Source organism: Brevibacillus fortis, from assembly GCF_046196545.1.
In the GTDB taxonomy this organism is placed as follows: Bacteria; Bacillota; Bacilli; order Brevibacillales; family Brevibacillaceae; genus Brevibacillus; species Brevibacillus fortis_A.
Genome location: NZ_CP176370.1, coordinates 1,267,347 through 1,289,282, shown reverse-complemented (window position 1 = coordinate 1,289,282; position 21,936 = coordinate 1,267,347). Strand labels below are relative to the sequence as shown.

General features: G+C 45.7%; 30 protein-coding genes. 2 read left to right on the top strand and 28 right to left on the bottom strand.

What is annotated here, in order from left to right; translation table 11 throughout:
• The first annotated feature begins 432 nt into the window (after nt 1-432).
• Both ACKKE8_RS06960 and ACKKE8_RS06955 read left to right on the top strand, forming a co-directional pair.
• Nucleotides 433-1,677 carry an AAA family ATPase gene (locus tag ACKKE8_RS06960; protein ID WP_409177518.1) on the top strand — a complete coding sequence of 415 codons (1,245 nt, stop codon included), beginning with the start codon at nt 433-435 and terminating at the stop codon, nt 1,675-1,677.
• Nucleotides 1,674-2,321: an HNH endonuclease gene (locus ACKKE8_RS06955; RefSeq protein ID WP_409177517.1), complete on the top strand. Its 648-nt coding sequence runs from the start codon at nt 1,674-1,676 to the stop codon at nt 2,319-2,321. The genes ACKKE8_RS06960 and ACKKE8_RS06955 overlap by 4 nt, the downstream gene beginning before the upstream one ends.
• Before the next feature lie 46 nt (nt 2,322-2,367).
• Here the strand turns inward: ACKKE8_RS06955 and ACKKE8_RS06950 are convergent, their stop codons facing one another.
• The 28 genes from ACKKE8_RS06950 to ACKKE8_RS06815 all read right to left on the bottom strand — a co-directional run bounded on the left by ACKKE8_RS06950 (nt 2,368) and on the right by ACKKE8_RS06815 (nt 21,934).
• Nucleotides 2,368-2,754, bottom strand: a complete 387-nt coding sequence (locus tag ACKKE8_RS06950; protein ID WP_409177516.1) for an N-acetylmuramoyl-L-alanine amidase — start codon at nt 2,752-2,754, stop codon at nt 2,368-2,370.
• A 403-nt stretch (nt 2,755-3,157) separates the two neighbouring features.
• Nucleotides 3,158-3,397 (bottom strand): hypothetical protein, encoded by a 240-nt coding sequence (locus ACKKE8_RS06945; protein ID WP_409177515.1) that lies wholly within the window; start codon nt 3,395-3,397, stop codon nt 3,158-3,160.
• Nucleotides 3,381-4,100: a M23 family metallopeptidase gene (locus ACKKE8_RS06940; RefSeq protein ID WP_409177514.1), complete on the bottom strand. Its 720-nt coding sequence runs from the start codon at nt 4,098-4,100 to the stop codon at nt 3,381-3,383. The genes ACKKE8_RS06945 and ACKKE8_RS06940 overlap by 17 nt, the downstream gene beginning before the upstream one ends.
• Nucleotides 4,087-4,365: a hypothetical protein gene (locus ACKKE8_RS06935; protein WP_409177513.1), complete on the bottom strand. Its 279-nt coding sequence runs from the start codon at nt 4,363-4,365 to the stop codon at nt 4,087-4,089. Before ACKKE8_RS06935 ends, ACKKE8_RS06940 begins: the two co-directional genes overlap by 14 nt.
• Nucleotides 4,362-4,622: a hemolysin XhlA family protein gene (locus ACKKE8_RS06930; protein WP_106836278.1), complete on the bottom strand. Its 261-nt coding sequence runs from the start codon at nt 4,620-4,622 to the stop codon at nt 4,362-4,364. The genes ACKKE8_RS06935 and ACKKE8_RS06930 overlap by 4 nt, the downstream gene beginning before the upstream one ends.
• Before the next feature lie 934 nt (nt 4,623-5,556).
• Nucleotides 5,557-5,712, bottom strand: coding sequence for a CD1375 family protein (locus ACKKE8_RS06925; RefSeq protein WP_409177512.1), 156 nt, complete (start codon nt 5,710-5,712; stop codon nt 5,557-5,559).
• Complete coding sequence (locus tag ACKKE8_RS06920; RefSeq protein WP_409177511.1) at nt 5,709-5,939, bottom strand: hypothetical protein; 231 nt, start codon at nt 5,937-5,939, stop codon at nt 5,709-5,711. Before ACKKE8_RS06920 ends, ACKKE8_RS06925 begins: the two co-directional genes overlap by 4 nt.
• Nucleotides 5,939-8,095, bottom strand: a complete 2,157-nt coding sequence (locus tag ACKKE8_RS06915) for a DNRLRE domain-containing protein (protein ID WP_409177510.1) — start codon at nt 8,093-8,095, stop codon at nt 5,939-5,941. Before ACKKE8_RS06915 ends, ACKKE8_RS06920 begins: the two co-directional genes overlap by 1 nt.
• A gap of 63 nt (nt 8,096-8,158) precedes the next feature.
• Entirely contained in the window at nt 8,159-8,770 is a 612-nt protein-coding gene (locus ACKKE8_RS06910; protein WP_409177509.1) for an integrase, read from the bottom strand.
• Between the two features lies 1 nt (nt 8,771).
• Complete coding sequence (locus tag ACKKE8_RS06905; protein WP_409177508.1) at nt 8,772-9,071, bottom strand: hypothetical protein; 300 nt, start codon at nt 9,069-9,071, stop codon at nt 8,772-8,774.
• Nucleotides 9,065-9,616 carry a putative phage tail protein gene (locus ACKKE8_RS06900; RefSeq protein WP_409177507.1) on the bottom strand — a complete coding sequence of 184 codons (552 nt, stop codon included), beginning with the start codon at nt 9,614-9,616 and terminating at the stop codon, nt 9,065-9,067. The genes ACKKE8_RS06905 and ACKKE8_RS06900 overlap by 7 nt, the downstream gene beginning before the upstream one ends.
• The gene (locus ACKKE8_RS06895) at nt 9,613-10,428 is read right to left on the bottom strand and encodes a baseplate J/gp47 family protein (RefSeq protein WP_409177506.1); all 816 of its coding nucleotides are present in this window, start codon (nt 10,426-10,428) and stop codon (nt 9,613-9,615) included. Before ACKKE8_RS06895 ends, ACKKE8_RS06900 begins: the two co-directional genes overlap by 4 nt.
• A complete protein-coding gene (locus ACKKE8_RS06890; protein ID WP_409177505.1) occupies nt 10,416-10,850 on the bottom strand; it encodes a DUF2634 domain-containing protein in 435 nt (144 codons plus the stop codon). The genes ACKKE8_RS06895 and ACKKE8_RS06890 overlap by 13 nt, the downstream gene beginning before the upstream one ends.
• Complete coding sequence (locus ACKKE8_RS06885) at nt 10,850-11,098, bottom strand: hypothetical protein (protein ID WP_409177504.1); 249 nt, start codon at nt 11,096-11,098, stop codon at nt 10,850-10,852. Before ACKKE8_RS06885 ends, ACKKE8_RS06890 begins: the two co-directional genes overlap by 1 nt.
• Nucleotides 11,099-11,103: 5 nt before the next feature.
• The gene (locus ACKKE8_RS06880; protein ID WP_409177503.1) at nt 11,104-12,054 is read right to left on the bottom strand and encodes a hypothetical protein; all 951 of its coding nucleotides are present in this window, start codon (nt 12,052-12,054) and stop codon (nt 11,104-11,106) included.
• Nucleotides 12,055-12,070: 16 nt separating this feature from the next.
• Entirely contained in the window at nt 12,071-12,658 is a 588-nt protein-coding gene (locus tag ACKKE8_RS06875) for a hypothetical protein (RefSeq protein WP_409177502.1), read from the bottom strand.
• The gene (locus tag ACKKE8_RS06870) at nt 12,639-15,221 is read right to left on the bottom strand and encodes a hypothetical protein (protein ID WP_409177501.1); all 2,583 of its coding nucleotides are present in this window, start codon (nt 15,219-15,221) and stop codon (nt 12,639-12,641) included. The genes ACKKE8_RS06875 and ACKKE8_RS06870 overlap by 20 nt, the downstream gene beginning before the upstream one ends.
• Nucleotides 15,222-15,436: 215 nt before the next feature.
• Entirely contained in the window at nt 15,437-15,898 is a 462-nt protein-coding gene (locus ACKKE8_RS06865; protein ID WP_409177500.1) for a hypothetical protein, read from the bottom strand.
• A gap of 11 nt (nt 15,899-15,909) precedes the next feature.
• Nucleotides 15,910-16,362 carry a hypothetical protein gene (locus tag ACKKE8_RS06860; protein ID WP_409177499.1) on the bottom strand — a complete coding sequence of 151 codons (453 nt, stop codon included), beginning with the start codon at nt 16,360-16,362 and terminating at the stop codon, nt 15,910-15,912.
• On the bottom strand, nt 16,363-17,700 hold the full coding sequence (locus ACKKE8_RS06855) for a phage tail sheath subtilisin-like domain-containing protein (RefSeq protein ID WP_409177498.1): 1,338 nt from the start codon (nt 17,698-17,700) through the stop codon (nt 16,363-16,365).
• 2 nt (nt 17,701-17,702) lie between these two features.
• Nucleotides 17,703-17,897 carry a hypothetical protein gene (locus ACKKE8_RS06850; RefSeq protein ID WP_409177497.1) on the bottom strand — a complete coding sequence of 65 codons (195 nt, stop codon included), beginning with the start codon at nt 17,895-17,897 and terminating at the stop codon, nt 17,703-17,705.
• Nucleotides 17,897-18,361 (bottom strand): hypothetical protein, encoded by a 465-nt coding sequence (locus tag ACKKE8_RS06845; RefSeq protein ID WP_409177496.1) that lies wholly within the window; start codon nt 18,359-18,361, stop codon nt 17,897-17,899. Before ACKKE8_RS06845 ends, ACKKE8_RS06850 begins: the two co-directional genes overlap by 1 nt.
• On the bottom strand, nt 18,361-18,843 hold the full coding sequence (locus ACKKE8_RS06840; RefSeq protein WP_409177495.1) for an HK97 gp10 family phage protein: 483 nt from the start codon (nt 18,841-18,843) through the stop codon (nt 18,361-18,363). The genes ACKKE8_RS06845 and ACKKE8_RS06840 overlap by 1 nt, the downstream gene beginning before the upstream one ends.
• Nucleotides 18,843-19,169, bottom strand: coding sequence for a hypothetical protein (locus ACKKE8_RS06835; protein WP_409177494.1), 327 nt, complete (start codon nt 19,167-19,169; stop codon nt 18,843-18,845). The genes ACKKE8_RS06840 and ACKKE8_RS06835 overlap by 1 nt, the downstream gene beginning before the upstream one ends.
• Nucleotides 19,166-19,546: a hypothetical protein gene (locus ACKKE8_RS06830; protein WP_409177493.1), complete on the bottom strand. Its 381-nt coding sequence runs from the start codon at nt 19,544-19,546 to the stop codon at nt 19,166-19,168. The genes ACKKE8_RS06835 and ACKKE8_RS06830 overlap by 4 nt, the downstream gene beginning before the upstream one ends.
• Complete coding sequence (locus tag ACKKE8_RS06825; RefSeq protein WP_409177492.1) at nt 19,512-19,751, bottom strand: hypothetical protein; 240 nt, start codon at nt 19,749-19,751, stop codon at nt 19,512-19,514. Before ACKKE8_RS06825 ends, ACKKE8_RS06830 begins: the two co-directional genes overlap by 35 nt.
• Nucleotides 19,751-20,686 carry a major capsid protein gene (locus ACKKE8_RS06820; RefSeq protein ID WP_409177491.1) on the bottom strand — a complete coding sequence of 312 codons (936 nt, stop codon included), beginning with the start codon at nt 20,684-20,686 and terminating at the stop codon, nt 19,751-19,753. The genes ACKKE8_RS06825 and ACKKE8_RS06820 overlap by 1 nt, the downstream gene beginning before the upstream one ends.
• Before the next feature lie 12 nt (nt 20,687-20,698).
• Nucleotides 20,699-21,934 carry an XkdF-like putative serine protease domain-containing protein gene (locus ACKKE8_RS06815; RefSeq protein ID WP_409177490.1) on the bottom strand — a complete coding sequence of 412 codons (1,236 nt, stop codon included), beginning with the start codon at nt 21,932-21,934 and terminating at the stop codon, nt 20,699-20,701.
• Nucleotides 21,935-21,936 lie beyond the last annotated feature (2 nt).

Genomic DNA, 21,936 nt, shown 5'->3' with positions numbered 1-21,936 from the left:
CTCGAATCCTTTACTCTTTTTTCTTTTTCCAAGTTCGTTCCCGTAAGTATCAATACATATGCGTTACCTGACACGACCATGTCTGCTTCCACCAACTATTGTAAATCCCTTTCTTATTCTCCATGAGTCGTTCCACGAGCTGTCGTCCCTCTTACTAGGGCTAAATTTGATCCTCCATTCTCTCACGTTTATACGAGCTTTTATTCCTGTCTTATGATGGATGACGAAAAAAGAAAAACCCCGCAACAAAGCCCTCCCTGGATTGCTCCGAAGGAGAGCTTTGTTTTTAGCAGATGACCCAAATTTGCCGTGGAATGTAAAGGGGGGAACGTGCAAATAAAACCAGAACCATATTTCATTAAAATATTTTGATATTATTATAAATTTCAGAGATAATGATGGTGAAATATGGAAGACACTTGGAGGTAGGTTATGTTAATAAAAAAATTAACATTAAAGAACTGGAACCAGTTTGAAGATGTAGAAATTGATTTACATCCTCGTTTAACAGTAATAACAGGAGCGAATGGGGCTGGTAAAAGTACAGCATTGAGAATCTTAAGCAGGCTCCTTGGGTGGAATTTAAATGAAACTGCTACTCCATTCAAACTAACAAAAGGAAAACTCTTGAGATATAAATTAGGCGGTAGACGAAATGTATCTCTTGATGATAATTCAACGTTCTGCACTATCGGAAGCGTATTACTAGAGAGTGATCTACAAATTGAATTACAAGTACCAGATAAATCTCCATCTGCAGGTTATCAAGTTAACTTGATGCCCCAAGGTATGTACAATCCTCCTAAAGGATTAAATATTCCATCCCATAGGAGTCCATATTCGTATCGGCAGATTCAATCCATTCCTGTTAGGCCGCATACTAGAAGTGAGGCATTTCACCGTGTAAATAACTCAATAATGAATAGACTTCTCCATGACAGTTACGACATGATACCTTCATACCATATGAAAGAGACACTGATTAGCTTGGCTGTTTTTGGTAAAGGTAATGAGTATGTATCTGAAAATACTGAGTCATACTCTTTATTTTTGGGTTTCATTCAAATCCTTTCACTCCTCCTCCCTCCTACTCTCGGATTTCAAACTATCACAATCCGCGACGGCGAAGTGGTTCTCGTTACGGCTAGCGGTGAGTTTTTGCTTGATGCTGTTTCTGGTGGGATAGGTGCTATTATTGATTTGGCTTGGCAAATTTTTATGTATGATTCTGAGGGAGAGCCCTTTCTAGTACTAATAGATGAAGCGGAAAATCATCTTCATGCTTCAATGCAAAGAAGGCTGTTACCAAACTTAATTCAAGCATTCCCTAACACTCAGTTTATTATTTCAACTCATAGTCCTTTAATGGTGAATTCCGTTAAAGATTCTCTTGTTTATGTTCTGAAGTATAACGAAAATAATTTAGTTGTCAGTGAACTTCTTGATTTTGATAATAAATCAGCTAATGCTTCACAAATATTGAGAGATGTTCTAGGTGTCCCTGTAACAGTTCCCTTATGGGTCGAACATGTTTTAGTGGATACTTTGGATAAATATCGAGGGTCGGAATTAAATGCTGATAGCTACATACAACTTAAGCAAGACCTCTCTGAAATAGGACTATCAGACCACCTTCCTCAAGCATTAGGGTATATACAAGGAGGCGGACTTTATTGATCTCTTTAAATAAAGGGGAAAAACCCAGCATTCTCAAAGAAAAGGAATATGAATGGACCTCAGAACTTTTGAGCTACATTCAAAACAATCAAAAAGTACCTGAAACGATAAAAGGACGTTATAGGCACTCAGAAATTAAAAGTGCTTTATTAGATGAAACGTATAGCAAATGTGCATATTGCGAAAGTAAAATTACACACATTGATCATGGAGATATTGAACATATCGTACCAAAATCAAAACTTCCTTCTCTAACATTTGACTGGTCTAATTTGACCATTGGTTGTAAGAGGTGTAATCAAAATAAAGGCGATTATTACGATCCCGCACTACCATTGTTAAATCCTTATGAAGACGATCCTGAGAAGGAAATAATGTTCCTCGGTCCTCTTCCTACTGCAAGAAATGGCTGTTTAAAAGGACGGTTAACAATTCAGTTGTTAAAATTAGATCGTCCAGAATTAATTGAAAGACGTTCAGAACACATAAAAAGAATTATGCCACTTATCAGGGAATACGAAAAAACTGAGGACGATAACTTTAGAAAACTACTACTTCAAGACATTCTCGAGTTTATTGACCCTCGCAATGAATATTCATATATGACCAAGCAAGTATTAAATAATCTTGCCATCACAGGATGAGACCAGATAGTAAAGGGGGAAGAGATCTTACTCTTGACCTCCTTTATTAATATGATAAGTTTCTCAGCTGCTCAATTACGTCTAAACGAAACTGCCTCCAGTTTAAGACTAAGCTATTTGGGCATTTGCATGTCTCGCAATTCATAACATCACTATGCTGGATCATTCTGTTAATATTCCACCCATTCCTAGTCAATATTTCAGCGGCAGTCTTAACTGCATTTAAATATACTTTTTCACATATGTTATCTCCCTGTATTCCCATGCCAATGGTACTGCTATTGTAGGTGTCATTTACCGTATGTTTTGTTTCTTGTGACTCCTCAATAACGTTTGTCACACCAGATCCATCAACAATCCAATGGGCATTTTTGCATGTGCAATGTAGAGCATCCTCTTCAATTGTGTGAATTACAAGTTGATATGGCATCATTTTAATCCCTCCAACTCAATATTTTTCTTTGTACTATTAATGCAGTATTACCCGAATAATATTACTGTAAATATACTGTCAAATAATAAATACCCTCCCCGGATTACTCTGAAGAGGGCACTGCTATAAGCTTGGTATGTCTACTCCATTAAGTCATGCAACTATAGTATAATGGTCGGCATCCCTCGCTTTAGGTCTGTACTTACTGCCGCATTAATTTCTACTTTTTCCCAAACGTTTGAATTCCCAATGTTCTTTTCCATTTTACAGTATATTAATTTTATTCGCTAAAGTGTCCAGGAGTGTAAACTTCTGTCAGTAAGTATAAAGTTACACTTACACTTCATACAACCGTTTCATAAAAATTCCCTCCCCAGAATTCCCCGAAGGAGGGCTGTTGTAGTTATTGGCTTTTTTCTGACGTACCAACTGAATCTCCTGCATCATTCTTGATACGCTCTGCATCCACGAATCCTTCGGCCGCCATGTACGCGACAACAGAGCCGAGAGCACTAATCATGGCGGTTACCTTCGTAATCGTGTCACCGTCCATTCCGAACAGCACCAGTACGCTCGTGATAAAGGCAGCCACTGCCATCCACAGTTTTCGGGACGACAGCTTTCGCTTAAACTCTTCGTTCATGATCTACATCCTCCTCTTGTTGGACAAGAAAATCCGGTGTATTGGTAGCTCGATCCACAAGGACAAACAAGAGCCACGGTAGGTCATTCAAGACCTCCTGAGGCTCTGTTCGTAATCGTTTTTTCCACTCTTCTGCGTTGTTGATCAAGGCTTTGCCTTCTGTATCCTTCTTGCTGGCAAGGCTGTCCAACGCCTTGTCTGCGAGTTGGAGCTTCCACGGTTCCAGTGCTTTCACTGTGTCTTCATCTCCTCTATCCACAGGTTTATCAACAGATTGGTAATATTCTCGCAAATACGCTACAGGATCGGTATGTGTCCCGAATCCGCCTAGCCGAACCTCGTAATGCAGGTGTGATCCGGTGCTGCGCCCGGTACTGCCTTGTAGTCCTACGACGTCGCCACACATGACCTGATCACCAACCTTGACGGATGCACTGTGTAGGTGGGCATATACGTGTGTGCAGCCGTTCCGATCTTTAACAGCAACTACAATTCCAAAGCCCCCATATCCTGATCCTTTTACACCTTCTTTTGCGTGCGTGACGACACCAGTAACAAAGGCATGGATTGGTGATCGATGTTTTTTAACCAGGTCAATCCCGGTATGCATAACAGGCTTTTGTGTAAACGGATCTGCTCGCATTCCATACGGACTTGTGACACGGTATCCTTTGAGCATCTCGTCCACTTTAGACACGTGCATCGTAGTCCTCTCCTTCCTCTACGTTGTCGCTGTAACGTGGTTTGCGGTACTCTTGCACTGCTCGTACACCGAACACGCCGCCTGCAACCGTCATTAGGACTGGAGCCATCATATCCAATAGGGCAAGGTAGCCCGAACTTACAGGCTTACCTAGCAACGACAGAATAAGCCCAATCGCTACAAAAAGAAAAAAGACAGTGCTTGCGATCAGAAGCAGATAGTCCTTCTCACTGATGCCATCTCTGTCATTTAGGAACGTCTTCATACCGCCATCCCCTTCCACAGCAATGATATTGCTCCAAGAATTAGCGCACCAATAACCGTACGCCAGAGCCATCTTTGGTTGTCAGCCACCTCATTCAAACGGTGGTGTGCAGACTTGCCGTATTGAAGTGCTTCATTCGCTTTCTCTTTCGCCTCTTCCGCAGTAGCACGAACATCGGTCATAGAGTCCAGTTTTGTCTCTACTCGGACAATTCGCTCGCGGATATCAGATAGTACCTGCATCTCATTGTTTGACATGAGCTTATCCTCCTCACCCCCTGGGGGCAATAAAAATAGCCCCGCTAGGAACGAGGCAAACTGTCCACTCATGATGATAAAAACACCCCCGGGTTATCCCGAGGGCTGTTGATGGATTACATTACTGTTTGAGTAATAACATTTGACTCGCCTTCGTTCTTACCACCTGTAATGACAATCTTAAATAGATAGGTTTTTCCTGCCTCTAACTGAGCAGCACGTACAATATGTTTGGGAATCCCATTAGCGGAGCCGGATTTAATCCCTAATGGCAGGTAAGCATCCCCCCAAGTATCTCCATTATCCGTAGACTGTAAGACCTTCTCAGATGCGGCGTCCTGTGGGGCGGTGTAGTAAAAATCAACAAATCTTCCATGAGACACATGCCAACCAGACCCAGAAATTACAACATCATTAATTGGTTTCGTATCGCTATTCTCGACTTATACCCTTCTCTTTCTAAGGATTTTCGTTCGAGCCTACACCGTGCGGGCGACTTTCATCGCACACGGCGTTCCATCAACGAATAAGAAGGTTTTTTACAACGGGCAATTTCATGGTAACCAAAACACACTTGATAGAACACTAACCAAAGTTAACCCATTTCATGAGGAGCCGCATGCGCAGCTCCCCAAAATCCTCATTTTGTTGAGTCTTGTTGTTCCAATTTCTCTATCCGTTTTTCTAATTCATTTATCTTATTCTTGAATCCAGATCGTATGGCCAAATAAGTGATTGCACTAACAGGTAGCCCAACAAATAGGATGGACGATAGTAAACCTATCCAGTCCCACTCGATTCGTATAGCACCAAATTCATACATGCATTATCCCCCCTGAATCTATCTCGAAAGTAATACGATTCAGGTATTGGTAAAGTCTCAAAGTAGATACAGCTCCCCATGAAAAAACGCCCTCCTGATTTGGAAAGGCGTTTACACTACTTCTTGAGCAGCGAGATATTCAGCTACAGGGAAGCGGTAAGATTCCGGAACCACTTTCTCCCCTTCGGTTCCTGTCGGCTCGATCAGCCAGCCACCAGATTTGACTAGAATTGCATAAGGCGCGATCATGTACTTTTTCACCATCATTGACCACCTCCTTTCAGGGCTTGTACCTCTGCTTCTAGCTCAGTGATCTTGCCAGTAAGCTGTTCATGCATTTTTCTATACTCCTCACGCATGGCCGACATTTCAGCATCCATATGGGTAATCGTTTCATAAAGCACTTGTATTTCTACAGGTAGACCTTCTGTGTGCCCTGGTGTTTCCACTGGCTCGCCAAACGTTCCATCGGAATTTCGTGGACGATACTTCATTACTCAATCACCCCTACCATCATCGTTGCAGCTTGTGTAGAGTTCGTGTTCGAACGAGAAAAAGTCAGTTTGAATGTTAGATTCGATTTAGCGGTTGCTACAGTAGAAAGCAGTTCGTCTTCGCTGATCGATGACGTAAGATCAATGCTATTCTTACTCATCGCAACATACTGTTCTAGCTGTCCTGCATCTACAAAGGATGCCTCTCCATCCACGACAAGATCGCCTTTTTCACGTTTTAGCCAAGCAAGGATTTCCTTCGCTGAACCACGAGGCGGTATGATTTTGTATCGAGCTACAGCTTTCTTGAGTGGTGTTTGTACCACACTATTATTAATGCTGAACGATTTGACCGATGAAGAACCGAATTGATCTGATGCCGTGATTGTCAAAGTGTTAGGCCCTGCTTGTAACTCACTTACTTTGAACGGAAATGACCAGTTACCCGTTGATACTCCGCTAAGAAGCGTTTTTTCGCTCCCGTTATTTAGCTTTCCTTTCACTGTTACCGTATTGCCGTCTGGCTCGGAGACAGTACCTGATAAGGTAAGGGTATCTGGAGGAATCAAGCCAGAATGAACAGGTGTGAATGCGTCTACTGTGAGTGCAGGTACTTTGTTGTGCTTGACGGTGAATGATCTTGTGACAACCGCTGAGGTGCCTCCTTTATCATCTACTGCCCATATAGATAAGGTGTGAGTTGTTCCCTCAGCAAGTAAACCAGATACATCCGTGGCGCCGTCATACAGCCGTCCGCCTCGATACGACAATCCTTTTGAAAAAGAAATAGGGCTACTTCCATCCGAGACCTCTGAATAGAGCGCCCTTTCTGTTCCGCTATTGATCTTATACTTGACGGTAACAACGTTCCCGTTATCCGTGTCTGTCGCACTACCCGCAATTGTGAAAGTATTGCCTTCTGTTAATGTTTGATTATTGGGAGGAGACGTTAGAGTGACTGCCGGGAGATTGTTGACGTAGGGCTCCAACACTATTAGCGCAGATACCCAATAACCAGATACTGCCGAAGATGGGGTAATCGTTGTTTCGCTTTGCGTCTGCGATCTACTCTTATGCATGTACCGATGGGCAATTTCCATTGTTGCTAGGACATTACCGGATGTTGGGTATCCGTCGAGTTTCTCGTCATAAGATAACGGCGGAATAATATTTGATAGGGAGTATCCCGGTATTGCGTTCAATATCACAAACAAAGTTTTATCAAGTGGCGCGGTGTATGTTGTTGATAATGGACTGAATGGCGGTGATGAACGTATCGTGTGAGCAAAGCGCAAAATTGACTTAACATTGCGATAAGCGTATACCACTCCTTGAGCGACAGCAGAATAACCCAAACTAACGGTTAGATTACTACCATCACCTGATTCCATGGTTTTTGTAGCGATAACAACTTTCGGATTGCTGCCAATGGTTGGTTGATCCATTTGCTTAGTCCATCCAGGAGGGAAAGAAACTGTATTAGGGGTGTTAACGCTGTCTCCAACCACCAAATGCGCAATTAACACATCTCCGATTTTTGCAGTTGACGGTAACGGAAGTGAGAAGTTGTTAACTAAGATGAAGTCTTTTAATCCGCTGCTTCCAACATATTCGACTTGGTTTTTATTGGTTGACGGGATGCTGTAGTCGATGGTCAGGGTTGGTTTTTTTCCGGCATTTTCAAAACTTTGGAACGAACGAAGCGTATTCAAGGTTGTTTCATCTGCATCTTTAAACATCAAACCGTAGTTGGTTTCTCCGTTTACCCATCGTTGCACCAAGTCTTTAATGTCTACCGATACATCCACGTTTCCATATCCGACTGAAACGAAAGATGCGGAAGGAGATGCCTCAAAAGACGGGCGCGTATTCCAGTTTGTTGAATCTGTAAAGCCCTGAGTTAGCTTGTGGACATTTATCGTTCTTGAAGTAGCTCCAGACGTTTGATATAACGACAAATTAGCGCTATTGATTACAGCGTCATTAGGGATTAAACCAAGATCAAAAAATAAAACCGCTCTAGTTACTGCGTATGTCGAAGTAGTCACACCAACCGAAAATCCTGAACTTCCTCCATATGAATTCGTAGGTATATCTTGTTGGAATTGAGTATCTCTTGCTACTGAGTTTGTTATCGCTAAAGTAATAGTTGGCATGTTCTTCCTCCTTCCTTCTGTATATGGTCGTTATCGGAAGTTTTCCACATAATTACAAACATCCTACACCTGTGTAATCGTGATCGTGTGAGTACCCCAACCGCCAATCCGCATTTTCTGTGCAGCCACATCACGATAGATGGTAGATCGACCGATGAGAGCGCCTTTTTTGTAGTTGTTTGCCAGCGAAGCAAAGGTAAGGGTACCTGTTCCGATTGCAGTGATCTTCTGATTCTCAAAAGCCAAATCGTCACAAATCGTCACTTCTTGTCCTACTGTAAAGCCAGTCGTTGACGCTACTGCAACGGATATAGAAGAAGGTTTGGCGGTTAACACTGTTGTCGCATACGTTTTGGTTTGATCTAGTTTCAATACTGGGTCATCTATGCCATCGTAGGTGTCGGCAAATCTCGCTTGCGCTCCTTCTACATCATGACTGTCTAAATCAAGGTAAGCTTCTACCCGAGTCACCCGTCGTTCTAATCGGTCATACAACAAGTGCGCCTCTTCAATCCCGTCCTCCATATGATTCAGCCTGACTTCATCCACTGGCGTTCCTGCAATCTGCTGCCAGGCTGGAACGATTGAAACGGTTCCGTCGCCGTTTTCTTGTAAGACGTATGTGTTCGGGCGGTCCACAAAACGGTTCACATGCGTCTGCTTTTGGTATGTCACGTCATTCACCTACTTTCCATTTCAACTCGATGGGAATACTAAGTGCGACTTCTCGTGCGGGCTTTACAAAATTCACTGTATCTTGCCAGACGATCTTTCCGTTTTCATCCTTGATCAGTCGTTTAGTAACGATGCCCGTTTCAGAGGCAGGTAGCCGAATCAAGAAAGTAACTTTGTTGCTACCCTGCCTAGTTTTTATGAGCTCCGCTGGGATAAGTGCCCCGTTTAGCTCCACTTCTGCGCTGAAAAAAATCGATTCGAGACTGTTCGTTTGTCTTGTCAGCGCGTGCTCCGTTAGCATAGATCGTTTTCACCTCCAGCGTGGAATGAACCGCAGAACAATGGCATTGTTTCGAACACTTGCATGGTTCCAGTAGAAAAAATAAGGCTTCCACTTTGTTGGATGATGATTCTTTCTCTATTCACATGAACAGGCCTCATTCTTTCGAATGTCCTGTGTAAAGTTAAAAGATCGACAGATTTATTTTGTTGAAATGTGAAAACAATCTCTTTTGCTTCGAAATCCTCAGAGACAGAAACCAGTTCGCCCACCGCCCTACCCAATGACTGCAAAACTGGCATGGTAAAAGGTAATCTGGCCCAATGCTGGGCAAGAATATTCTTCCGGCGTTCCTCAATGGTTAACAGCTGCTTTTCTCCAAAATAAATCCAATCCCATATATCCAATCCCCAGGTAGCTGACCATGGGCTAAACTGCTGTAGGATATCCTCGCGCTGCACATTGAAAGCATCGACTGCTGCTGTCGTACCATTAAAGTGGTATTCTGCAACGTCATTCTCGTACCATTGCGGCGGTAACATGCGCCTATAGCGCTCAGGTATCATGTTGTCACCGCCATGGTTAGTGTCGATACAGAGTCAGCAGGCACAGTCAAATTTAATTCCGCGCCGTTTAAGGTGTAGCCTGTGAAGTCTATTACACCATCCACGAAAAAGAGCGCTCCGATCTGCTGGTACACGATCTGAGAACGCCCTTTTAGGTAGGTTTTGATTTGTGTGTTAATTTGGTCTTTAACCTTCTCGAATTCCGCATCTGGTCGCAAGACAAGTTTTACAGCGATAGTCACCGGATAAACGTTCGCTGGAAGTACCTGCAAGTCGTGCAAGGCCCTGCGTTTGTCTTCCAGCTTCGTTCGTACAAGTTGCGCCAACTCAGCGGTTGCAGGTTGACCGGATAGGTCAGTAATGTACACATCAATCGAATTGTCGTGACGCGTTTTTTCAACAGCTACAGCAGCTCCAACACCTTCGATGTTCCGTGCCCAACGTTCGTAGTCCGCGCGCCGTCCATCTCCTTCTTCATTTCTTGCTCGATCAATTAGCCGTTGCCGATAGGCGTCATCCGATTCACCTGTTTTGCGAGGGAGGTCAAAGAAGCCCCCGTTAGCATCCAAAAACTCGCCATCTGCCCAGGGTAGAAACCGCTGGAGAAAACCGTACTCAAATAGCTGCTGCTGATCGCTGATTTCCTCTGCTATCGGGTAGCCGAGGTCATAATAGATTTCGCCCTCATCTGTCGCTGGCGGCGTCTCCCCTCGATCTTGTGCCACCAATGCCATCCGATTCGCCATCCGCTGATAAATCTGATCCGGTGTTTCCCTGAGTATCGGCATTTCAGGTTTCTCTATCGTTGCCATGTAAACACCTCCGTCCTGGTCGTACCTCTCGTGCCCTCGATTTCGAGCTCAAAAATGACTCGGTTATCCTCAAAGCGAATGTCTACCACTTCCGCACGTTCAACCTCGCTATGAGCCTCCAATGCCTCTTGAGCTTGCGCCTTAATCGTTTGCAACGATATTCCCGAGCTCATCCTTCCTGTCTCGTATAAGAAGTCGACGCCATATCTTTCCGAGTAAATCTCATACCGGAAACGCCGTGTATTCAGGATTTTCTTTGCTGTCTCTTCCAGGTACTCCGCATAGGTAGTCGTCTGCAAATAGCGACCATCTGGCCCTTGCTGCAATTGTTTTGTTGTCCAGTTGAATTTATAAGTCCATGGAATCGGGTTGTCAGCGGATTGAACCAGTTGTGTTTCGTCTCCGTTTAATTCTGGAAACATTATTCCACCACCCCGAGTAGCAGGTACTGACCGTTAGTGCAGCGCATTAAAGCCACTTTCTTTCCGACATCCTCGGGTCTCCAATTCAACGGGTTCAGCTTCACCAATTCATCTTCTTCCAGAGGTTCCGGGTCTTCGTCCAACTTCACCGACAAGGGTGAGAGCGACGAGAGCTTGCCGAATTCACCCTGAGTATTCTCGATGCCTTCCTTTGCGCTTCCTCTGAGTTTTGCAATAACCGAATGCATCCCTACTACCTCCCCTCCATCTGTAAATCCATTGTGTATTGCCCGCCCTTCCATCGTGCGTTGCAGCTCGTAACAATCCAGTCCGTTATCGTCTTGTTGTCTTTCTCCATGATCTTGATAAGCCAGCCAGCTCGTATTCGGGCAGCAATATTGTCTTCATGCCTTACGGAGATAGAGCGAGTCTTGGGTATCTTCGACAATGTGGCCAACTGTTTCGCGGCGAGGGAAGCTAGATTCTTTTCCTCGCCAGCATCAATCAACTTTACCATGCGCCCGATCTGCTTAATTAGGTTAGCATCCTCTTTTGTTGCGCTGCCGGCCACCTTGTCATCTTTATACCGCTCCACAGTAACCACCGTGTACACTTCTTCGATACTCTCCCCTGTTGAGCTACTTTGTAGCATGCTTGCTTTGAACATAGGAACGACACTGTTTTGACCTTCCGGGAGCACCGTTAGTTTATCTCGCTGGTGTTGTATGAAGTATCGAAAACCCGTTTTTTCGTAAGCCTGCTCTGTCAGTGACGTGAATAATGACGTATAAGACTGTGGGCTGAGCCTATCCTTGATCGTAAACCCAAAGGCTGGACAACTGAATTTGATTCCAGTTGCCTTGATGATTCTCTCTAGCTCCTTGCCCGCGTCGCCATTCAGTTTCAAGCGAGACGTCTCGTTCTTCTGCAAATACCAGCCCAGCTCGTATGCTGTTGCGGATAAGTCTCCAGTCCGGTCGTCGCGGTCGAAGCGAACCAACGGGCCGTGAAAAAACTGCTCCGACTCCTTGAGGTCTTGCCCCGCAAATGCCATAAGAAAACCCGCCGACTGTAACGGCGGGGCATCCTTGATTCTGATATCACAGTTTTGGGCGATCTGACCACGAGACGACGACCAGGACAGTTCCTGTATCTGATTGGTAAGGTCATAACGCGTAGATTCTTTCCCGTATATGACTTTCAAAACACTCCCCCCTTATCTACGGTTGGAATCCTTTTACCTTACTTTGTATGCGGTCACGTTGTATGCTCTGCACTGCTGGATCAATCAGTGATTGATTCGTGGCGGTACTTTTCTTCTTTGCCTTCTTGCCGCTCGTATTCGGTCTGGCAGTCTGTTGCTTCGCTATCACGCTGCTTGGAATCAAGACCTGCGTTTGATTACTCCAGGTCACGAACTCATCTTTCATGAAAAGAGGAAATTCTATTGACCCATGGTAATCTACGTTTTTACCTACAAATCTACCATCACATGGGCCGATAAGAACATTCCAAGCCAAATTCAGCTCGCTAATGGTCAGCAGTACCTCAGCTCCCATTAAGCGATCAATACCCGCAAGCCATTCACGCGGCCCCTGATACCCTTCTACTTCGATGTATGGTGCTTCCGTATCACCGGGAAGGAAGAAGTCGAAAGAAATGGATTTCGGACGTCTTCCTGATATCCGATTGTTCGTGAGCAAATTGATTGTCGTTGTGCTCTCAATGTCATTTCCATAGCCGCGAAATTGTATTTCTGCCGGGGTGACGGGAAAGGTCAGCCGATATTTACCTTGTAATCGGATCACCCGCAACACCTCCCCTTGTCTCCAGTGCGTCCATTAGTGATTTCTCAATGATGTCTTTTATCTTTTGACCAACAGACGGATCACTGAGCATTTTCAGCATGGTAGGGATGTCTTGAAGCACACCAGCAGCCTGAAGAGGAACCGTCACATTTGGAATTGATACTGAAACCACCTTTGGCTTATTTGCAGTATTTCCAACTGCTGGTACTACGGGTATCGGTGGCCCAACCGGAACCGGAGCAGTAGCTTGTTTCGGGATAACAGATAAAGCCGAAGTAAAATCTGGTGGCGTTGCAGGTGCTGCATTCCACCATTCCAACACCTTGTCGTACATAGCCGCGCCACCGAAAGCTCCTGCGATGCTACCGACAATCCCGCCTACAGTTGTTCCAACACCAGGTACAGCCGAACCAACAGAAGCTCCCGCTGCCGCACCCGCAGCACTACCGAGTATTTCAGAGCCGATTTGCCCTGCCATTTTAAGTGGATCATCTGCAGTTAGAATCTGTCCTAATCCAATACCTATCCCAGCGATTGGTATTTTGCGTGCTAAACTACCGCTTGAAGCCTTTAATCCTTGCCAGCCAATTTTTAAGCCTTTTAACATGGAATCGCCGGATGGAAGCATGCCCCCTATGGCTTTGAATGTTTCAGGTACTTTTCGAAACAGATTTGTTCCAGTAGTTTTAGTAACATCCCAAGCGCCTTTGAGACTGTCTAGCACGGCATCACTTTTCGGGAGCATGCCACCCCAATTTTTAAACTTTTCCCTCCAACCTGGGGATTTTGTCCCTTCTGCCAATGGATTTTCGAATGCAAAATCCTTTGCTGATTGTGGCGTTTTTTCGCCTTTTCTTCCCCCGTTAAACGGATTAAACCAGCCGCCTTTGCCCTTACCTTTTCCTTTCGGCTTCCCCCCCTTATCGGGTCCATCTGGTAAATCCGGAAAATCAGGGCCTGAATCCGTCCCCCTAGCTAGCTTTCTCTGTACGGCTGCGGCGGTTGCGGCATCAAGAGCTACTTTTAACTTCCAGAGCCCAAATGTAACCGCTCCGACGGCTGTACCTAATCCTAGCAATGTTAACCAAGGCGGAGCCCCTTCAATCATTTCCTTTAGGCTCTGCAATGCATCCGCCGTCCATCTGATTGCTGGCTCCAAGTCCTCAGCTAATGCTAAACCTAACCCAACCAACTCGGTCGTGAGCAATGTTTTTGCCTGAACAAACCCTTGTAATGAGTCGTTTTCCTGATATGTTTTAAATTCTTGATTGAGCTTACCGGAGTAGTCATACTCCCTTTCGTCAGCCATACCAATCCGACCCGCAGACTGTAAAAGTGGCGCAAATGCCTTCGCGATGTCTTCCCCTGGACCAGATCCCAATTCGTTCAATAGTTCTTGTCTGGCCTTTTTATCTTGAATGCCGCCAAATGTTTGCATCAAAGCTGCTATTGCAAACTGATTGTCTGCTGCATTTGACGAGTGGATCGCTTCGGCAATAATTTTGGACTCTTTCTCAGCTCGTTTTTGTGCTTCGTCCGAATCAATGTCCTGCGCCTCATATGCTGTTTTTAAAACATTAACCATATCCCCCTGATTGTCGAGCTTGATGGTTGCTTCTTTCAAGGCATCAAAGCCTTTATCAATCGACCACAGATTATTCATTTCCTTGGTCAAAGCAGCTAGTTTTTCGGGCGTATCCAGAAATTTTGTCACCTGCGTGCTGTATTCAACAATGGAGTCAAGTGCTTCTCCTCGAATGTCGGTAGTAGTGCTAGCTATCTCAGCGAGAGTATCGCCAAATCTGGAAACATCGGTGATGTCTTTCCACGCCTGCTGCATGGAGAACATAGCCATTTGATATTCTTCAACGCCCCCAAAATCAGGTCGGATGGCATTAAGTTGAATAGCTTGTTTGGCGATGTCTGCACCATTTTTCGGATCGAATCTAGTTGCCATCGTCATTAAATCTTTGATTTGCGTCCGATCAACGTTTGGATTCATTATTGCGAGATTCTGCGCTTCTTTTTGGAACTGATGCAATTCTTCGGCAGTAGCTCCCAACAATGCTCTTCGTGCATTAGCCTGACTTTCCGAGGTGAGCTGATCTATGAAGCCAGCGCCTCCATAAGTAGCTAATCCCGCTAAAAGACCACCTGCAAGTATTTCGCTTGCACCTGGGCCTGCCGCTGTTTCAATTTGAACCGTGGCTTTCGATCCGTCCAGTGCTTTTACTTCCTGCTTAACAGCAGCTACTTCTCGTCGCGCCTGATCGTCTACATTTATTTTTGGATTAGCTCTCGTTGAACCCAATTCCTCAAGCTGTCGCTTTAACTGCTGTGCCTCCTGCTGCATTTGATCAAATTCACGCTTAAAATCTCGCTCGCTCTGCTCTGCTGCCCGTTTGATACTTCTTTGCATTTCCTTAACCATTTCTTGAGTCGCTTCATCAAGTTGACGCATTTCTTTCTGAGCATTCCTCGAAGATTTGATCAGCTTTTGAAGTTCTGGACTCAATTGATTTTTCGCTTGGATATACGCGGTAAGCCCTACAACTGCACCCACTGTCTCACCTCCAGACAAATAAAAAAGGCGACTGATTTTAGTCGCCTCTCTTTTTAAAACCGATCAAACAAATACTGATTTCTTCCCCTCTCCCCAGCCTCCAACTTGCTCGGGAGAAGGAGAAATCTAGATTCCTGTCTTCTCCTTTTCTTCATCTTCAACTACTTGGCAAGCCATAATGAACAGCTTTTGCATGTAGGGGTCAACCTCATATTCTAAGATGTCGGCTGGTCGTCCTCTGCCGTTGAGAAATGCCCGACAGAGGTGGCTTGATTCTCCATCGGTTCGAATGAGTTTTTTAGTTCTTCAACCACTTCTTGTTCTGATTTGACCTTCGCGTTTACCTCATTCACCTTGTCCAAAAGGGCAGTATATCCATCCCGGTTGTTTTCAAAGAGTTTTACGGGTAGATCAAATTTATCCTTTGCATTGTACGCTAAAAGGAGCTCCTTACTGTTCCATGGAAACTCATGCTCAGTAGCTTTGACAATGCGAACATCATTGTAACGGAATGTATCAAGATTCCCGTTGCTGTCCTCAGCTAATCTAAAGCATGCCCGTGTCTCAGACATCGTAAGCTCTCGCACTTGCCATTCATCACCATCAATAACAACGGTGCCAGTTCGTCTCTGCACTGGCTCTTTTGCTTTCGCTAAATACTTATCTAATTTGCTCACAACGATTCCTCCTAGTCGACGTACTCTGGCAGCTTGTCCAGGTAGTCCGGTTTTTCATTTGACATGCCTTTTATTTCATAGGTTGCATTATCATTGCCGTCCGCTTTGGCTTCCCACAAAGCGATCTCCTCGGGATTCAATACGATGTTGGAGATTCGAACACGCTCTGAATTTCCCGCCTCTTTATCCAACGTCTCCCCGATTAGGAACGGTAGGACAGGTGTCTTACCTTTTGTCAGATTTTCCACGCAGAAATATTTCAGATCGGCATTGGTAGCGGTGATCGTCAGTGTCACTTCTACATGCCAATCGTTTACCGTTTGAATTTTTCCTCGTTGAAGACGAACAGTATCTCCATACTCTACCTTGAGGACCATCTTGCCCTCCAGCGTACCGTAAATCGGATCGCCGTTATCGTCATATACTTGGCAGTTTTTCAGCTTAATATCGCGTGCAATAGCCAATTATTGCACCTCCCAATCAATGTCGAAGTATTCGATGGCATCAAGAGGCTTCGCTGAAAGCAAGAAACCACGACGATCACCCACGCCATTCTTTTTGTCCGTAAACGTCCAGCCTGTATCGATTGCTCCTTGCTGCTCTCGGACGGTCAGATAAGCGTTGACGGCAGAGACAAACACCGCGCCGCCTAAATTGTTGTTGCCAAGCTTGCCTTTGTACTTTTTACCCACCTGATTGATGTCATTGACGATCTGATCCAACGTCATGCTGACTCGAATTTTTCCGTAGTCCTCGCGCTCATTTGTTCCGATGACAGATAAGGTGTTCACAGCACTCTCAATGATATAAACGTCACCGTCTCGCGTTGCGATCAGCGTGCCTGTACTGAGCGCGTTTATGATTTCGGTATGACCCCAATCCTTCAAAGCTCGCTTCAAAGGTACGACAACAGCTGTAAGGGACTCATGGGCTGGGGTTGCTGCAATCATGCCCGCGACCCATGCCGCCCACTGGAGACTGGCGTACTGCTTACCGTTGTTGTGCTGTCCAGCAATCGCGCAGTTGACCACGTAACGCGCATTTTGTGCCACAGAACGTTCAACATGCTTGCTCATGTTATCGTCTTCGATATCCTTACCACCGATGACAAGCGTACTGAGCTTTTTGTTTTTCGTGCGACGTTCACTCATGAATTGCTTGGCAGCAGCTTGCACTGATGGATCATCGAAAGGCAGATACATTGCATCAAAGTCAGCACCCGAGACAGCCATGAACAGCTTAGTAGAATCGGTAGGAGAAAGAGCAACGGTGCCGCTTGTAGCTCCCGTCAAAGCTGTTTCTGCTACGAGTGCAACCGCAGTCTCGCCTAGCTTTTTCACACGTACATAATTGGACTGGCTCGATTTCGCTGCCAGCTCATTCGCGTCTGCAAACGAGAACTTCTCCGCTTGGAGAGGACCAACTACCTGCAGCTCCTTTTTCCCAGGATCAGACGTCGAAGTAATAATAGTGACCTTCAGCTCGTTACCCACTAATCCCGAGTATAGAGCCTCAATCCTGATCGAGTCTGCCTGTTCGTACGCTGCTTTTGTTGCTGTACCATTCGTCATTCGATACGCGAGAATCGTCGCACCACCTTCGGCCGCCAGCTCCACGGTATCGACCTTGGCAAACGTCTGCGCCAGCCGCTCCTCAAAGCTAGCCAGCCTTACCAATTCATCCGGTGCCCCCCATTCTGCTTGATAGGGAACAAGGACAACGCCACTCTTAGGTAATACACGCTCTTGCGCCTTTGCGATCAGTTCGACCGTTACACCCGGTCTTTCTCTTTGGATTGTCATGATTACTTTTCACCGCCTCTATATTTAGCGATCCGTTTTTTCACTTCGTTCTCAGAAACCTGTTCATGGTCCTGCAAATGAAAAAGAGCACCTGCTACCTCGAAGCCCTCGGCTTTTAGATAAACTGCGCTCTCTATCCATTCACGTCTGGAACGATTCAAACCGGATGACTCATCCGGCATTTCTTTTCTAGCCATTAGGACCAGTCCTCCTCAATTTCAAAGTGGTTGATTTTCTCGACAACTGGACGTGGAATCGCAGCTGTGAACTCAAACCGGAATGTTATTTCTGTGCGATCCTTCCTATCCGACCGGATGCGGAAAGACGTGTTATCAATGTTGATATAGAGGCCGTCAGTTTTTCCCCGGTAACTGTACTGCTCACGCCTTAATAATTGTCGGAGTGGTTCAGTAGAAATCGGTTCATAAACCTCCTGACCTCCTTCCTTCTTCTTTCGATGATGCAACACTATCCCAGCATCGGAGATAATTTTGTAAGACGTAAGAGTATTACCGCGCTCAGATACACCTTGAATCTGGATAAAGGCCACGGGAGGCTTAAACGTGCCAGACAACCACACATCCAAACTATCTAGGATGGCGAGGGAAGGGTATGCCTCGTTGATCAGATCGATAATGCATGACAGTTCTCGGTTCTCCATCACTTCACCATCCTTTCCAGCTCAGCTTGTAGTAGCTTTTCGAGCAGTGCCTTCATGCCGCCCTGAAAATCTTTCAATGCAATGTCGAAGTATTTCCGTCCTATGAAGCTACGCGGTCTTACCATGAATCCGCCTTTTGCCGATGGGTCGTAGATGAACTTGCCCACTCCGTTCCAATACCCGGGGACGAAATACGACTTGTCGATGGTATAGCCATCGTTCAAGTGCTGAGCATAGGCCAGATTAGACCCGACCTCAAGCGTTAGGGAATCGCGATCTCTGTCGAATTCCCAAACGTTGTTGCTGTCGCCCTGAGAAAATGAATTCCATAACGCCCCTGTATCAATCAGGTCTTGTCTACCGAGCTCATCGATAACATGGTTGAGCAGTTCTTCCCCAAGCTGATAAACGATTAGCTGCATAATCTCGGGTACGTGCTTATTCAGGCGCCTCATGCGCTCTTCGAACTGTTTGAAGTCCACTACTCCGCACCCCGTTTTTGTTGGATTGCTGTCACAGCCAGAAACCGTCGCCCAGGTCTGACATCAACCACAACAAACTCCCCGAAGTTAGGTAAATCAAGCCGATCATCTTTTCGTACATCCTGACCCAATAGGAAGCCGAGAGTCGCTTTATAATCCCATTCCACCGGATCGGCATTTGTTGGACGTTGCAACGACGATTCCACAGCACGTACACAACCGACAACTGTCTGTGGGGGTAACTCGGTAGTGGAAACTATGTTGCGCTCACCCTGAACCGTTTCTGTGCTTTTCAGAACGATCTGATCATTCATCCGATGGTTCATAAGATCATCGCCTTAACATTGCCCCCAGCTGTTGCCTCGGCAGTAAAGGACATCCACTGCACCAGCATGGAATCAACCAATTGACTCCCTGTCGTTACCTTTGCTTTCTCAATCGACCACGAATAGCCTTGATCAGACTCGGAAGTAATCCCGCGGGCTTCCGCGCCTAGCACCTCGTCATTGTCCGTCAGTGCCATAGCCTCAACTAAACGGAAGTGAGCCACTTCGAGTCGAGCGTCATCTTCCACAAACTGGCGAGACGTGAAAAGCTCGATCCTTACCTTGGCCTCACTGATAAGATAGGAAAGCCGCTCAGGTGTCGAATCCCGAACGGCTCGTGTACTACTCTGCTGTTTGACCTTCTCCACTGTTAGCATCTGAGGCCCCTCCTTCTGGAGAGGAAGTATCTGAGGCCCCTTTTTGCTGACCGGTTGGCTTATCCGACTCATGAATCTTGAAGTCATCGCGTGTCTTTAATTTATCCAGTACTTTCTTATCCTTTACCTCAATAGGCTTGTCCTTTTGAAAACGAAGGCCGTAAGTCTGGAGCGAATTATTCTCCCCGATGTATGTGACGAGCATTAAAACTCCACCCCCTCGACATAGGAGACTGCTGCTGGCTCCTCGAAGATCGGGTCAAAATCGGAATGAATAGCGTAGAAGCGCTTGTCAGCATAGATTGCCTCTTTACCTTCCGTTGTTTTCCGAATTTGCATGTCATAGGTGTTCACCATCACGAAGTTAGGCTGGTATGTGAAAATAACAGCGCCTTCTGGCATATGGGCGATTTCTTCTACGTCATAAGAGTTGATTTTCTTTACGCCGCCAGTGATCTGCAACTGAATAGATGCGCTCGTGTCTTTTTCCGCAAGTCGTTGTAGACGCTCAGAGAACGTATTCGGATGCATGAAGTATTTGAATTGTCCAGCTGCCCGATGTCGCGTAGGCACAGCTCGCTCCAATTCGAAAAAGATACCTAGTTTTTCAGCAGGGGTAATCGTTGCCCAATCGATGAAATTCCCTTTTGTTTTGGCAAGCTTCAGCCATCCGTCATTGAGCTTCAAGAAATCATAATCGGGGTTCGTATTCGGTGTAGCTGTATCACCGTTAAATCCTATGTCCTGCATATTGTCACCGTAATTCAAAGTCATATGTTTCAGAATGATCTGCTCTGCATTTTGGCCACGTACACGCTCGGTTTGTCGAATAAACTCCTCAGTAATCTCAAATGGCAGGACAGCAGGCGTAACAGAATAAGGAACTTGTGGAAAGCTTGGTGTTTTAGTGTTAGTTGCTTCTTTGTCTTCCACCTTTCCTCGAAGGTTTCGTCCGGTTACACCAATTTTGTCAATGGTCCCTTGAGAAGATTTACGAGTTTCGTGTCGGATTCCTTTCAAAAACGCAGTGGACTCGTAAGCCATTTCCATAAATTTATTGACCTGCTTGTAATTTAAAGCAGAAGTGTCATGCGACGTTGTTGTTGCGGCTTTTGTGATGATTTGTCCGTTCGTTCTCATATGAATACCCTCCTACAAAAGTCCACTAAAGGAACTGTCGTCTTCATTTTTTTGGATTGGGTCTGTACCAAGCTGTTGCTGACTGGAACCTCTTGCGTTTTTGATTAGTTGGACCTCGTTCCCCAACGTTTCCATTTGCTTTGAAATAGGTTCTAATGCCTTGGCAACTGCTTCAGTCAATGCTGCTGTCGTCGGATCGGTTTGTTGCCCTTCGTCACCAGCGCCACCTTCTGCTTTCTTGAGCTCTGTTACTTCCGTCTGCAAATCAGTCAATTGCTTGGTAACTGGCCCCATAGCCGCAGCAACTGCTTTTTGAATATCTTCTGGTTTCATGTCTTCTTCCTCCTCGTCTTCTGCTTGGTCGTCTACTTCGGCCAGCAGGTCGGTAATTGTGGTGTGCGCTTGTTTCAATTTATCCAGTCGAGCTGACGACAGCTTTTTACCCGCCTTGGCAATCTGTTCAGGTGGTTTGCCCAGTGCCTTTGCGATGTCGTTCGCCCCAAGAATCTCCTGCAGTATGTCCGCGAAGTCTTGAATTGCTTCCCTCGCCTTTTCTGGGTCGCTTTCGAATTCGTAACGATCGGTATTGTAGTTGTAGCGTTGAATCGTACTCGAAAAAGAACTCCAAGCAGTCCAAAAGTCGTTTGACTTCTTATTACGCTCGTACTTGTCTTTCACCTCGCCTTTGACGATACGAGTCAATGCCTTAGCGATGGAATGCAAAAGCCCCTTCTCTACCGTTTCATCGTCGGTATCCGAAGAGGCTCCCTCAATCTTTTCGCGTTTACCTACTCCCCACATCGAGAAGCCGGTAATCTCGCCCTTTTCGATTTGCTCCCAAGTGTCAGTGTCCGTTACCTTCACGCCAGCCACCCAGGACCCTTTCTTGATCTCCTGATCACCAAGCTCCATATCTACAGGGGCAATGTACGATTCAACAACGTACCCTTTGTCTGTGTCTAAATCGTGCTGCTTATCAATGTTGTACGTGTTCTGACGCTCCATGAAGCCGTGAGCTGCTTTCTCGATTTCATCGGCTGTCATCTGATCTTCATGTGCATCTTCTGTATCAGGCTCATACACGATGCCGTAAACAATCTGCTTTGCCCTGTCTGTCTTAGCTATGCGGATATCCTTCTGTAACGGCTCTTTTCCCTCTTCCTTGACGATGGCGAACGGCCTACCATTTGCGCCCTTATCCACGAGGGAAATGTGCGTGATTCTTGCGTCCTTTAACGCGTATCCCATTT

Coding starts and splice junctions, on each gene's coding strand:
- ACKKE8_RS06960 (WP_409177518.1), top strand. CDS start 433: ATGTTAATAAAAAAATTAACATTAAAGAACTGGAACCAGTTTGAAGAT.
- ACKKE8_RS06950 (WP_409177516.1), bottom strand. CDS start 2,754: ATGATGCCATATCAACTTGTAATTCACACAATTGAAGAGGATGCTCTA.
- ACKKE8_RS06945 (WP_409177515.1), bottom strand. CDS start 3,397: ATGAACGAAGAGTTTAAGCGAAAGCTGTCGTCCCGAAAACTGTGGATG.
- ACKKE8_RS06940 (WP_409177514.1), bottom strand. CDS start 4,100: ATGCACGTGTCTAAAGTGGACGAGATGCTCAAAGGATACCGTGTCACA.
- ACKKE8_RS06935 (WP_409177513.1), bottom strand. CDS start 4,365: ATGAAGACGTTCCTAAATGACAGAGATGGCATCAGTGAGAAGGACTAT.
- ACKKE8_RS06930 (WP_106836278.1), bottom strand. CDS start 4,622: ATGTCAAACAATGAGATGCAGGTACTATCTGATATCCGCGAGCGAATT.
- ACKKE8_RS06925 (WP_409177512.1), bottom strand. CDS start 5,712: ATGATGGTGAAAAAGTACATGATCGCGCCTTATGCAATTCTAGTCAAA.
- ACKKE8_RS06920 (WP_409177511.1), bottom strand. CDS start 5,939: ATGAAGTATCGTCCACGAAATTCCGATGGAACGTTTGGCGAGCCAGTG.
- ACKKE8_RS06915 (WP_409177510.1), bottom strand. CDS start 8,095: ATGCCAACTATTACTTTAGCGATAACAAACTCAGTAGCAAGAGATACT.
- ACKKE8_RS06905 (WP_409177508.1), bottom strand. CDS start 9,071: ATGCTAACGGAGCACGCGCTGACAAGACAAACGAACAGTCTCGAATCG.
- ACKKE8_RS06900 (WP_409177507.1), bottom strand. CDS start 9,616: ATGATACCTGAGCGCTATAGGCGCATGTTACCGCCGCAATGGTACGAG.
- ACKKE8_RS06895 (WP_409177506.1), bottom strand. CDS start 10,428: ATGGCAACGATAGAGAAACCTGAAATGCCGATACTCAGGGAAACACCG.
- ACKKE8_RS06890 (WP_409177505.1), bottom strand. CDS start 10,850: ATGTTTCCAGAATTAAACGGAGACGAAACACAACTGGTTCAATCCGCT.
- ACKKE8_RS06885 (WP_409177504.1), bottom strand. CDS start 11,098: ATGCATTCGGTTATTGCAAAACTCAGAGGAAGCGCAAAGGAAGGCATC.
- ACKKE8_RS06855 (WP_409177498.1), bottom strand. CDS start 17,700: ATGACAATCCAAAGAGAAAGACCGGGTGTAACGGTCGAACTGATCGCA.
- ACKKE8_RS06850 (WP_409177497.1), bottom strand. CDS start 17,897: ATGGCTAGAAAAGAAATGCCGGATGAGTCATCCGGTTTGAATCGTTCC.
- ACKKE8_RS06845 (WP_409177496.1), bottom strand. CDS start 18,361: ATGGAGAACCGAGAACTGTCATGCATTATCGATCTGATCAACGAGGCA.
- ACKKE8_RS06835 (WP_409177494.1), bottom strand. CDS start 19,169: ATGAACCATCGGATGAATGATCAGATCGTTCTGAAAAGCACAGAAACG.
- ACKKE8_RS06830 (WP_409177493.1), bottom strand. CDS start 19,546: ATGCTAACAGTGGAGAAGGTCAAACAGCAGAGTAGTACACGAGCCGTT.
- ACKKE8_RS06825 (WP_409177492.1), bottom strand. CDS start 19,751: ATGCTCGTCACATACATCGGGGAGAATAATTCGCTCCAGACTTACGGC.
- ACKKE8_RS06820 (WP_409177491.1), bottom strand. CDS start 20,686: ATGAGAACGAACGGACAAATCATCACAAAAGCCGCAACAACAACGTCG.
- ACKKE8_RS06815 (WP_409177490.1), bottom strand. CDS start 21,934: ATGGGATACGCGTTAAAGGACGCAAGAATCACGCACATTTCCCTCGTG.